This is a genomic window from Brevundimonas sp., assembly GCF_024711105.1.
Lineage (GTDB): Bacteria > Pseudomonadota > Alphaproteobacteria > Caulobacterales > Caulobacteraceae > Brevundimonas.
In genome coordinates this window covers 1-9,386 of record NZ_JANJTL010000090.1, presented here as the reverse complement: position 1 = coordinate 9,386, position 9,386 = coordinate 1, and the positions used below count along the sequence as shown (strand labels likewise).

Below are 9,386 nucleotides of genomic sequence, written 5' to 3'. Positions count from 1 at the left end.
ACGGCGGACTTCTTAGCCATATCGGTGCTTTCCTTCCCGCTCTCAGTTCGTGAACGGGAACTTGAACTCGGTGAGAAGGGCCTTGGCCTCCTCATCGGTCTTGGCCGTGGTGCAGACGATGATGTCCATGCCCCACATCTGGTCGATCTGGTCGTAGTTGATCTCCGGGAACACGATGTGCTCCTTCAGGCCCATGGCGTAGTTGCCACGGCCGTCGAAGGACGTGCCCTTCAGACCCCGGAAGTCCTTCACGCGCGGCAGCGCGATCGTGATCAGCCGGTCCAGAAACTCGTACATGCGGTCCTGGCGGAGCGTCACCTTGGCGCCGACAACCATGCCTTCGCGCAGCTTGAAGCCGGCGATGGAGTTGCGGGCCTTGGTGGCCACCGGCTTCTGGCCGGCGATCGCCTGCAGGTCCTTGATGGCGGCCTGGGCCTTCTTGGAGTCCGCGACGGCCTCGCCAATGCCCATGTTCAGGACGATCTTGTCCAGCTTGGGCACCTGCATCTCGTTGGAATAACCGAACTTCTCGGTCATCGCCTTGCGGATGCGGGCCTGGTACTCCGACTTAAGCCGGGGCGTGTATTGGGTATCAGCCATTGATGGCGTCCCCCGTGCTCTTGGCGAAGCGGACCTTCTTGTCGCCATCCATGCGGAAGCCGACGCGGGTCGCCTTGCCGTTGGAGTCGACCAGAGCCACGTTCGAGACGTGGATGGAGGCTTCCTTGTTGACGATGCCGCCCTGCGGGTTGACCTGCGAGGGACGGGTGTGACGCTGGACGACGTTGACGCCCTGGACGACCACGCGGTCATCCTTCGGCAGAACGCGGGTGACCTTGCCGGTGCGGCCCTTGTCCTTGCCGGTCAGGACCACGACATCGTCGCCCTTCTTGATCTTGGCGGCCATTACAGGACCTCCGGAGCGAGCGAGATGATCTTCATGTGGTTCTTGGCGCGAAGCTCGCGCGGAACCGGGCCGAAGATCCGGGTTCCCACCGGCTCGTTCTGCTTGTTGACGATGACGGCGGCCGACCGGTCGAAGCGGATGACCGAGCCGTCCTTGCGCTGGATGTCCTTGGCGGTGCGCACGACGACGGCGCGCAGGACGTCGCCCTTCTTCACGCGGCCACGCGGGATGGCTTCCTTGACGGACACCACGATGGTGTCGCCGACCGAGGCGTAGCGGCGCTTGGAGCCGCCGAGCACCTTGATGCACATGACCCGGCGCGCGCCCGAATTGTCGGCGACGTCCAGGTTAGTTTGCATCTGGATCATGGGATCAGACCTTCTCTAACTCAGGCCGAAGTCGCCGCGTCGTCGCCGGAATAGACTTCCCAGCGCTTCAGCTTGGACTTGGGGGCGCACTCACGGATGCGGGCCACGTCGCCGACCTTCAGCGAATTGGCTTCATCATGAGCGTGATACTTCTTGGACAGCCGCACGGTCTTTTTCATGACCGGGTGCAGCAGCGTGCGTTCGACCTTAACGACGACCGTCTTGTCGCCCTTGTCAGAGACGACCACGCCTTCGAGAATCCGCTTGGGCATGTCTCTTCCTCAGGCCTGACGCTGCTGACGTTGCAGCGTCTTGATGCGGGCGATGTCCTTGCGGACCTCGCCCACGCGGTGGGTCTTCTCCGCCTGGCCGGTGGCGGCCTGGAAACGGAGGTTGAACTGTTCCTTCTTCAGGCTGAGCAGCTCTTCCTGAAGCTGGTCGGGCGTCTTGGCCCGCAGGTCGGCGATCTTGGTCATGCCGCTTGCTCCGAATGGGCGACGCCGGCGTCGAGCCGGGTCACGACCTTGGTGCGGACGGGCAGCTTGGCCGCGCCCAGGCGAAGGGCTTCACGCGCGACATCGTCCGGCACGCCGTCGATCTCGAACATGATGCGGCCGGGCGCCACGCGGGCGGCCCAGAAATCCACCGAGCCCTTGCCGGAGCCCATGCGGACTTCGGCCGGCTTGCCGGAGACCGGCACGTCCGGGAAGATGCGGATCCACACCCGACCCTGACGCTTCATCTGGCGGGTGATGGCCCGACGAGCGGCTTCGATCTGGCGCGCGGTGATCCGCTCGGGCTCCATCGACTTCAGGCCGTACGAGCCGAAGTTCAGCGAGAAGCCGCCCTTGGCCGAGCCGTGGATGCGGCCCTTGAACGCCTTGCGGTACTTGGTCTTCTTGGGTTGCAGCATGACTTAGCTCTCACGTCCCCGGTCGCGGCGCGGGCCACGGTCGCCGCGAGGACCACGTTCACGGCCTTCGTTCGACGACGGACCCGAGGCTTCCTGGGCCCAGCGCTTGTCCTGGGCCATCGGATCGTGCTCGAGCACCTCACCCTTGAAGACCCACACCTTGACGCCGATGACGCCGTAGGTGGTGCGGGCCTCGATGAAGCCGTAGTCGATGTCGGCGCGCAGGGTGTGCAGCGGCACGCGGCCTTCGCGATACCACTCCATCCGCGCGATCTCGGCGCCGCCGAGGCGGCCCGACACGTTGATGCGGACGCCCTTGGCGCCCAGGCGCATGGCCGACTGCATCGCGCGCTTCATGGCGCGGCGGAACGCGATACGGCGCTCCAGCTGCTGGGCGATGTTCTCGGCGATCAGCTGCGCGTCGGTCTCCGGCTTGCGGACCTCGACGAGGTTCAGGAAGACCTCGCCTTCGGTCATGGCCGAGACGTCCTTGCGGAGCTTCTCGATGTCCGCGCCCTTCTTGCCGATCACGACGCCCGGACGGGCGGCGTAGATGGTGATGCGGCACTTCTTGTGCGGGCGCTCGATGATGATGCGCGACACGCCGGCGCCGGACAGGCGCTCCTTGAGCCATTCGCGCAGCTTCAGGTCCTGGTGCAGCAGACGGGCGTAGTCATGCCCACCGGCGAACCAGCGGCTGTCCCAGGTGCGGTTGACGCCGAGCCGAAGCCCGACCGGATTGACTTTCTGACCCATCAGGCGGCCTCACCCAGCTCGCGGACCACGATGGTGATCTCGCTGAACGGCTTTTCGATGCGCGAGGCACGGCCGCGAGCGCGGGCCATGAAACGCTTCATCACCAGGTTCTTGCCCACATAGGCCTCGGCGACGACCAGCGAGTCGATGTCGAGGTTGTGGTTGTTCTCGGCGTTCGAAATGGCGCTGTAGAGCGCCTTGCGGACGTCCTTGGCGATGCGCTTGCGGCTGAACTCGAGTTCGTTCAGCGCCTTTTGCACCGGCAGGCCGCGGATCGACTGCGCCACGAGGTTCAGCTTCTGAGGGCTGATACGCACGTTGACGACCTTGGCGCGAGCCTCGGTGGAGCCGACGCGACGGGAATTGGCTTGCTTGCCCATCGCTTACTTCCTCTTGGCCTTCTTGTCCGCCGCGTGGCCCGGGAAGTTCCGGGTCGGGGCGAACTCGCCGAACTTCATGCCGACCATGTCCTCGGACACCAGCACGGGGACGTGCTTCTGCCCGTTGTGGACACCAAAGGTCAGGCCGACGAACTGCGGCAGGATGGTGGAGCGGCGCGACCAGGTCTTGATCACGTCCTTGCGGCCCGAACCTTGAGCGGCTTCTGCCTTCTTGAGCAGGTAACCGTCGACGAAGGGACCTTTCCAGGCGGAACGGGTCATCGCTTACCGAGCCTTCTTCGCTTTGTGGCGGCTACGGATGATGAACTTGTCCGTCGCCTTGTTCTTGCGGGTCTTGCGGCCCTTGGTCGGCTGGCCAGTCGGGCTGACCGGGTGGCGGCCGCCCGAGGTCCGGCCCTCACCACCACCGTGCGGGTGGTCGATCGGGTTCATGGCCACGCCGCGCACGTGCGGGCGGAAGCCCATGTGGCGGACGCGTCCGGCCTTGCCGTAGTTCTGGTTCATGTGGTCGGCGTTCGAGACGGCGCCCACCGTGGCCATGCAGCTGTCCTGGACCATCCGCAGCTCACCCGAGCCGAGGCGGATCTGGGCGTAGCCGGCGTCGCGGCCGACGAGCTGGGCGTAGGCGCCGGCCGAGCGGGCCAGCTGGGCGCCCTTCTCCGGCTTCATCTCCACGTTGTGGATGATGGTGCCGATCGGCATGGAGCGCAGCGGCATGGCGTTGCCCGGCTTCACGTCGACGCGTTCGCCGGCGATCACCGGATCGCCCGCCTTCAGGCGCTGCGGCGCGATGATGTAGGCCTTGTCGCCGTCCTCGTAGGTGACGAGCGCGATGAAGGCGGTGCGGTTCGGGTCATACTCGAGACGCTCGACGGTGCCCGGCACATCCCACTTGCGACGCTTGAAGTCGATCACGCGGTACAGGCGCTTGGCGCCGCCGCCGCGGAAGCGGACGGCGACCCGGCCGCCGGCGCCGCGGCCGCCCGACTTGGTCAGCCCCTCGACGAGCGACTTTTCCGGGCGACCCTTGTGGAGCTCGGAGCGGTCGACCAGCACCAGGGCGCGACGGCCAGGCGAGGTCGGATTGAACTGTTTCAGAGCCATCTGCTTAGAGCCCCGTGGTCACGTCGATGGACTGGCCTTCGGCCAGGGTGACGATCGCCTTCTTGACGTCCTTGCGGCGGCCCATGATCCCACGGAAGCGCTTGGTCTTGCCCTTGGTGACAAGGGTGTTGACCTTCACGACCTGGACCTTGAACAGCGCCTCGACGGCGGCGGCGATCTCGTCCTTGGAGGCGTCGTCGGCCACCTTGAACACGACCTTGTTCTGCTCGGAGAGCACGGTCGACTTCTCGGTGATCACCGGCGCCAGGACGGTGTCGTAGTGGCGGACGGTCGCCGCCGACTTGGCTTGCTTGGCGGCCATTACGCGGCTTCCTTCTCAGCCTTGGCCTCGCCAGTGAACCGGGCGTGGACGGCGTCCACGGCGGCCTTGGTGAGGACCAGCTTCTCGGCCCGCAGGATGTCATAGACGTTCAGGCCGGCGTTCGGCAGGACGTCGATGTGCGGGATGTTGCGGGCGGCCAGGCCGAAGTTCGCATCGACTTCCGGACCGGCGATGATCAGGGCCTTGGCCCAGCCCAGCTTGCCGAAGGTCTCGCGAAGCGCGGCCGTCTTGGGCTCCTTGAGCGTGGCCTGATCCAGGATGATCAGGTCGCCCGACTTGGCCTTGGCGGACAGGGCGTGGCGCAGAGCCAGGGCCCGGACCTTCTTGGGCAGGTCGAAGCCGTGGTCGCGGACGACCGGGCCGAAGGCGCGGGAACCGCCGACGAACTGCGGCGCACGGCGCGAGCCGTGACGGGCGCCGCCGGTGCCCTTCTGGCGGTACATCTTCTTGCCGGTGCGAGAGTTCTCGTTCCGGGTCTGCACCTTGTGCGTGCCGGCGCGGCGCTTGGCGAGTTGCCAGACCACGCAGCGCTGCAGGATGTCGGCCCGGATCTCTTCGATCCCGAAGACGTCGTCCATCAGCTCGATGTCGCCGGCGGCCTTGCCGTCCAGCTTGGTCACGGAGAGTTTCATTGCGCCTCGTCCCCGTCGTTTTGGACGGCCGGGGTCTCTTCAGCCGGGGTTTCGGCGACGCTCTCTTGCGGAGCTTCAGCCGCGGTCGGTTGGCCGGCCTTGCGGAACGCGCCCGGGGTCGGGAGCCCTTCCGGGGCCTTGGCCTTGATGGCGTCGCGGATCTTCACGTAGCCGCCTTCCGCGCCCGGGACAGCGCCCTTGACGAGGATGAGGCCACGCTCGGCGTCCACGCGGACGACGGTCAGGTTCTGGGTCGTGACGGTCTCGACGCCGTAGTGACCGGCCATCTTCTTGCCCGGGAACGTACGGCCCGGATCCTGGCGGTTACCGGTCGAACCGTGCGAGCGGTGCGAGACGGACACGCCGTGGGTGGCGCGCAGGCCGCCGAAGTTCCAGCGCTTCATGGCGCCGGCGAAGCCCTTACCGATGGTCACGCCCTGGATGTCGACCTTCTGGCCTTCCAGGAAGTGGTCGGCGGTCAACTCGGCGCCGACGTCGATCAGGTTGTCCGACGAGACGCGGAACTCGGTGACGATCCGCTTCGGCTCGACTTCAGCCTTGGCGAAGTTGGTCCGCTCGGCCTTGGAGGTGTTCTTGGCCTTCTTGGAGCCGGCGCCCAGCGTCAGGGCGACGTAGCCGTCGCGGTCCGACGTGCGCTGGCCCACGACCTGGCAGCCGTCCAGCGACAGGACCGTCACCGGCACCTGCGCGCCGTCTTCGGCGAACACGCGGGTCATGCCCAGTTTCTTGGCGATCAATCCGGTGCGCATCGCTTAGCCCCCCAGCTTGATCGAGATGTCGACGCCGGCCGACAGGTCGAGCTTCATGAGGGCGTCGACGGTCTGCGGAGTCGGGTCGACGATGTCGAGCACGCGCTTGTGCGTGCGCATCTCGAACTGCTCGCGCGACTTCTTGTCGACGTGAGGCGACCGGTTGACGGTGAATTTTTCAATCAGCGTCGGCAGCGGGATGGGCCCGCGGACCTGGGCGCCCGTTCTCTTGGCCGTGTTGACGATCTCGCGCGTGGAAAAGTCCAGGACGCGGTGATCGAAGGCCTTGAGCCGGATGCGGATGTTCTGACGATCCATATCGCTCGTATTCCTAGCTGCGGCGGAACCGCGTCTCCCCTGAACCATTTCAAAGACCGACCGCCATCGGGGCTTAAGGGCCCTTCAGGCTTACGCATTCCGCAAAAACGATCGGCCCACGCAAGGAACCCTGCGAAGGCCGCTTAAGTCCTGAAGCGCTGCAAAGAACAGATACTCAGGTCGTTCCTGCGAACCGCGTCTGCGCCACGTGGCGCACAGCCGATCCAACAAGAGGCGCGCTTATGACCGCGGATTCCCTTCCCGTCAAGCGCCGCGACGGGCGGGTAGAAGGTCGCGGGCCGGACCGCAGGCCCTGGCGGGACCTTCACCGTCTCCACTTTCGCCTTCTCGGCCTTTCGGCTCGTATTCTCCACCTTCTTCGCGGTCCCCCGGGCGCAATTGGAAACGCCCCGGAACCGCGAGGCCCAGGGCGTTCCGTCGTCCAGCTTTCCGTGGGGAGGATCAGCTTCCGATGCGGATATCGCCCGAACCGAGGATGGCCCGCTCGACCCGCCCGGTGACCCGCTGAACGCGGATGTCGCCCGAGCCGGCGATGGTGGCGTCGACATCGCCCGCTTCGCCCGCGAAGCTGACTTCGCCCGAGCCGGCGATAGCGACCTCGAGCCGCGGCGCGCTGCCGCCGTCGATGGTCACATTGCCCGAGCCGCCAATGGCGACCTCGACCGGACCGCTGACGGAGGCGATGCGGATGTCGCCCGAGCCGCCGATGGCCAGGTCCGCGGAGGTGACCGCGCCGGTGCGGACGTCGCCAGAGCCGCCGACGGCGACTTCAAGCGTGCGGGCCGTGCCGGTGCGGACATCGCCGGAGCCTCCGACGGCGACCGACAGGGCGCCCTCGGTGTTGCCGACCGACCAGTCGCCGCAGCCGCCGGCCCCGAGTTCAACCGAGCTGGCGCGGCCGACCGCACCCCAGACCGCGCCGTCGGAGTCGACTTCGACGTTCATGGGCGTGCGGACGATAATCAGCGGGGCGTCCGCCATGTCGATGGTTCCGTGACCGCGGACCTCGACGGTCACGCCGCGCGGCATCTGGGTCGGATCACCGACGAATTCCTCTCCGCCGCGGCAGGTGCGGATGCGGCGGTCCAGGTGACCGTCGACGATCACGTCGTCGCCGCGACGGCGCACGGTGATGGCGGGCAGCTCGGCCGAGCCCTGGGTCACCGAGACATCGATGTCCGAGCGGTTCTCGGGGATGACCACGACGCGGGCGACGGCGTCGTTGATCTCGACCTCGCCGGCCGAGGCGGCGCCGGCGGACACGAGCGCCAGAAGGCCGGCGCCGGCGAGCAGCGAAAGTTTCATTGGGAGCCCTCCTGAGGCGATTGCGATGGCCGGAAGCTGATCGCGCGGGGCGCCCAAGTCACTTTAATTCGAGGTCATGACTTCCGAGCAATGTTACGGGAGCCAATGCGTCTGTGGGGCGTTCGGCAAAGGTCGGCCGGAGACCCTTCATGCGTACGCTCGCCGCTTTCGCAGCCCTCGCCGCAGTCCTCGTGGGGACTAGCGCGGCCAGCGCATCCTATCCGACATACAATTCATACGCGCGCATGCAGCAGTGCTCGACCCAGTCCTGCGTCGACTGCGTCAACCGGTGCGACCGTGATCGCGATCAGCGGATCCAGGACTGCAACAACCAGTTCCCCCGTCCCGGAGAGAACCAGGAGATGTGCTATTACTGGGCGCACTCCGACCACAACCTCTGCCTGATGTACGAGTGCGGCGTCTGAGCGCGGTCCTCTGATCAGGCGTCCAGGCGACCGGCCCCGTCGGCGGCGTTGGCGTCCGGTTCGAAGCTGCGTTCAAACTCGCCGAGCCTGCTCCTGACCATGCCTGTGCGGCGCAGGGCCACGGAGGCGGCCCAGCGCGCGGCCAGTTGCGGGCGCGTCAGGCGGTCGGTCGAGCCCGGGTTCCAGCCGCGCTGGCGCATCGCCCCGTGGGTGATCAGCGCGCCGTTGCGGAAGCGCGAGTCCCAGGTCTGGAAATCCATCGAAAGCGACACGCAGAAGGCCGACAGGTTCTCGACCCGGTGCGGCGCATAGAGCGGCCAGGTCAGGGCCTCGCCCGGCTTCAGGTCGATGACCTGGGCGTTGGCGTCGAAGTCGCGGCGGTACGGAATCTCTTCGGTGGTCTGGCGCATGACCACCTTCTCCATCGAGGTCTCGGGCAGGTGCTGCTCATCGCCGGGATAGACCCAGAGACGCTTGCGGCCGCGCATGTGGAACAGGACCACGCCCGCCGCGTCGAAGTGATAGGGAACCTTGGCCTGTGGCGACGACAGGATCAGCTGGCCGGACAGGGTCTTGGGCCGCAGGCCCGGATAGGCCGCCTTGATCCCCTCGAAGGCCTTCATCACCTCGGCCCACATGCGCGGATGGCCCCGTTCGACCTCACGCAGGTTGACCCACAGCCGCCCCTTCTGGATGGCGTCGAGCAGGTCCTTGCCACTCGACCGGCCGCGCGCGCCGGTGCGCAGGGAGACCTGGCCGTCCTCGTCGTAGTCGTACAGGTTGATGTCGAACAGGTCGGCCGGATAGGCGTCCAGCAGGTCCGCCAGAGCCGCGTCGTCCGCGAGGCCCGAGCGCACGATGTCGTGCTGGAAAACCCGCGCCTCGGTGATCGGGCCGGGATAGCGGGTGCGCCGAAGGATCGAGGCGTCGGTCATGGTCAGGCGTTCCTGGCTTGGGAGGAGGGTTCGGCGCGCAGCCGGCCGAAACCGGCCGCAGCCGCGGACGCGGCGCCGCGCAGGCGTCCGGCGGTGGTGGTTTCACAGGCCTCGACCACCGCCCAGCGGCGGCGCAGGCTTCCGGTCAGGCGGGCCGCGGGACCGATGGCCATGGCGTCGGCGGCGCG

At 66.9% G+C, this 9,386-nt stretch carries 17 protein-coding genes and 1 pseudogene; 1 reads left to right on the top strand and 17 read right to left on the bottom strand.

Annotated elements, in window-relative coordinates; translation table 11 throughout:
• Window positions 1–42: 42 nt before the first annotated feature.
• From rplE to Q0M60_RS06440, 15 genes are all read right to left on the bottom strand, one after another.
• The gene (gene rplE / locus Q0M60_RS06510) at window positions 43–600 is read right to left on the bottom strand and encodes a 50S ribosomal protein L5 (protein WP_296817530.1); all 558 of its coding nucleotides are present in this window, start codon (window positions 598–600) and stop codon (window positions 43–45) included.
• Complete coding sequence (gene rplX, locus Q0M60_RS06505) at window positions 593–907, bottom strand: 50S ribosomal protein L24 (RefSeq protein WP_296817528.1); 315 nt, start codon at window positions 905–907, stop codon at window positions 593–595. Before rplX ends, rplE begins: the two co-directional genes overlap by 8 nt.
• Window positions 907–1,275: a 50S ribosomal protein L14 gene (gene rplN / locus Q0M60_RS06500; protein ID WP_296817526.1), complete on the bottom strand. Its 369-nt coding sequence runs from the start codon at window positions 1,273–1,275 to the stop codon at window positions 907–909. The genes rplX and rplN overlap by 1 nt, the downstream gene beginning before the upstream one ends.
• A gap of 20 nt (window positions 1,276–1,295) precedes the next feature.
• Window positions 1,296–1,547, bottom strand: coding sequence for a 30S ribosomal protein S17 (gene rpsQ / locus Q0M60_RS06495; RefSeq protein WP_296817524.1), 252 nt, complete (start codon window positions 1,545–1,547; stop codon window positions 1,296–1,298).
• Between the two features lie 9 nt (window positions 1,548–1,556).
• The gene (rpmC, locus tag Q0M60_RS06490; RefSeq protein WP_296817522.1) at window positions 1,557–1,751 is read right to left on the bottom strand and encodes a 50S ribosomal protein L29; all 195 of its coding nucleotides are present in this window, start codon (window positions 1,749–1,751) and stop codon (window positions 1,557–1,559) included.
• Window positions 1,748–2,188, bottom strand: coding sequence for a 50S ribosomal protein L16 (gene rplP, locus Q0M60_RS06485; RefSeq protein WP_296817520.1), 441 nt, complete (start codon window positions 2,186–2,188; stop codon window positions 1,748–1,750). The genes rpmC and rplP overlap by 4 nt, the downstream gene beginning before the upstream one ends.
• A 3-nt stretch (window positions 2,189–2,191) precedes the next feature.
• Window positions 2,192–2,944, bottom strand: a complete 753-nt coding sequence (gene rpsC, locus Q0M60_RS06480; protein ID WP_296817518.1) for a 30S ribosomal protein S3 — start codon at window positions 2,942–2,944, stop codon at window positions 2,192–2,194.
• Window positions 2,944–3,324, bottom strand: coding sequence for a 50S ribosomal protein L22 (rplV, locus tag Q0M60_RS06475; RefSeq protein WP_296817516.1), 381 nt, complete (start codon window positions 3,322–3,324; stop codon window positions 2,944–2,946). The genes rpsC and rplV overlap by 1 nt, the downstream gene beginning before the upstream one ends.
• Before the next feature lie 3 nt (window positions 3,325–3,327).
• Window positions 3,328–3,606, bottom strand: coding sequence for a 30S ribosomal protein S19 (rpsS, locus tag Q0M60_RS06470; protein ID WP_296817514.1), 279 nt, complete (start codon window positions 3,604–3,606; stop codon window positions 3,328–3,330).
• Window positions 3,607–3,609: 3 nt separating this feature from the next.
• A complete protein-coding gene (gene rplB, locus Q0M60_RS06465) occupies window positions 3,610–4,449 on the bottom strand; it encodes a 50S ribosomal protein L2 (RefSeq protein WP_296817512.1) in 840 nt (279 codons plus the stop codon).
• 4 nt (window positions 4,450–4,453) lie between these two features.
• Window positions 4,454–4,771, bottom strand: a complete 318-nt coding sequence (locus Q0M60_RS06460; RefSeq protein ID WP_296817510.1) for a 50S ribosomal protein L23 — start codon at window positions 4,769–4,771, stop codon at window positions 4,454–4,456.
• A complete protein-coding gene (gene rplD / locus Q0M60_RS06455) occupies window positions 4,771–5,424 on the bottom strand; it encodes a 50S ribosomal protein L4 (RefSeq protein ID WP_296817509.1) in 654 nt (217 codons plus the stop codon). The genes Q0M60_RS06460 and rplD overlap by 1 nt, the downstream gene beginning before the upstream one ends.
• Entirely contained in the window at window positions 5,421–6,194 is a 774-nt protein-coding gene (gene rplC, locus Q0M60_RS06450) for a 50S ribosomal protein L3 (RefSeq protein WP_296817506.1), read from the bottom strand. The genes rplD and rplC overlap by 4 nt, the downstream gene beginning before the upstream one ends.
• A 3-nt stretch (window positions 6,195–6,197) precedes the next feature.
• Window positions 6,198–6,512 (bottom strand): 30S ribosomal protein S10, encoded by a 315-nt coding sequence (rpsJ, locus tag Q0M60_RS06445; protein WP_296817504.1) that lies wholly within the window; start codon window positions 6,510–6,512, stop codon window positions 6,198–6,200.
• A 462-nt stretch (window positions 6,513–6,974) separates the two neighbouring features.
• Window positions 6,975–7,838 (bottom strand): DUF2807 domain-containing protein, encoded by an 864-nt coding sequence (locus tag Q0M60_RS06440; RefSeq protein WP_296817502.1) that lies wholly within the window; start codon window positions 7,836–7,838, stop codon window positions 6,975–6,977.
• A 149-nt stretch (window positions 7,839–7,987) separates the two neighbouring features.
• Here Q0M60_RS06440 and Q0M60_RS06435 point away from each other — a divergent pair, with 149 nt between their 5' ends.
• Window positions 7,988–8,263, top strand: a complete 276-nt coding sequence (locus Q0M60_RS06435; RefSeq protein ID WP_296817500.1) for a hypothetical protein — start codon at window positions 7,988–7,990, stop codon at window positions 8,261–8,263.
• Between the two features lie 14 nt (window positions 8,264–8,277).
• Here Q0M60_RS06435 and Q0M60_RS06430 read toward each other — a convergent pair whose 3' ends face one another.
• Together Q0M60_RS06430 and Q0M60_RS06425 are read right to left on the bottom strand one after the other, a co-directional pair.
• On the bottom strand, window positions 8,278–9,198 hold the full coding sequence (locus Q0M60_RS06430) for a cupin-like domain-containing protein (RefSeq protein ID WP_296817498.1): 921 nt from the start codon (window positions 9,196–9,198) through the stop codon (window positions 8,278–8,280).
• A 2-nt stretch (window positions 9,199–9,200) separates the two neighbouring features.
• Window positions 9,201–9,386: pseudogene (locus tag Q0M60_RS06425) on the bottom strand (hypothetical protein); the annotation flags it as partial.